Source organism: Pseudomonas sp. 43(2021) (genome assembly GCF_017490805.1).
In the GTDB taxonomy this organism is placed as follows: Bacteria; Pseudomonadota; Gammaproteobacteria; order Pseudomonadales; family Pseudomonadaceae; genus Aquipseudomonas.
On sequence record NZ_JAFGYJ010000455.1, the window covers coordinates 1 to 462 of the forward strand.

Annotated in this window: 1 protein-coding gene; it reads right to left on the reverse strand. The window is 60.8% G+C overall.

Translation table 11 applies throughout. The features are described 5' to 3' along the window. Positions 1-14: 14 nt before the first annotated feature. A partial coding sequence (locus J5M71_RS28150; RefSeq protein ID WP_243434395.1) for a LysR substrate-binding domain-containing protein occupies positions 15-462 on the reverse strand: 448 nt, incomplete at its 5' end.

Sequence of the window (462 nt, forward strand, 5' to 3'; positions counted from 1 at the left end):
CGATAAAGCCAGATTCAACCTTCTACCCACCCCGCATACAACTGCACAAACCGCACCTGCAGCCATTCGATAAACACCTGCACCTGCGCCGGCAAATGCGTGCGGCTCGGGTACAGCAGCGATACCGGCCGAGGCGTCGGGCGCAGCGGTTGCAGAATTTCCACCAGAGCACCGCTAGCCAAATGCTCGGCGACCGCGATGCCCGGCGCCTGGATAATGCCGAAGCCCGACACGCCACACTGCACGTAAGCGTTCGACTCGGTGACGGTTATGCCTTTGCGGCTGACGTAGCTTTTCTGTTTGCCCTCAACTGAAAACTGCCAGGGCAAGGTGCGGTTGTTCTGGCCCGAGAGAAAGTTCACGCCTTGATGGTTCGCCAGATCTCCAAGCGTTTCCGGCGTGCCGTGGTCGCGCAGGTATTCGGGCGCGGCGCAGGTGACCATGGTCGCCAAGGCGATAGGG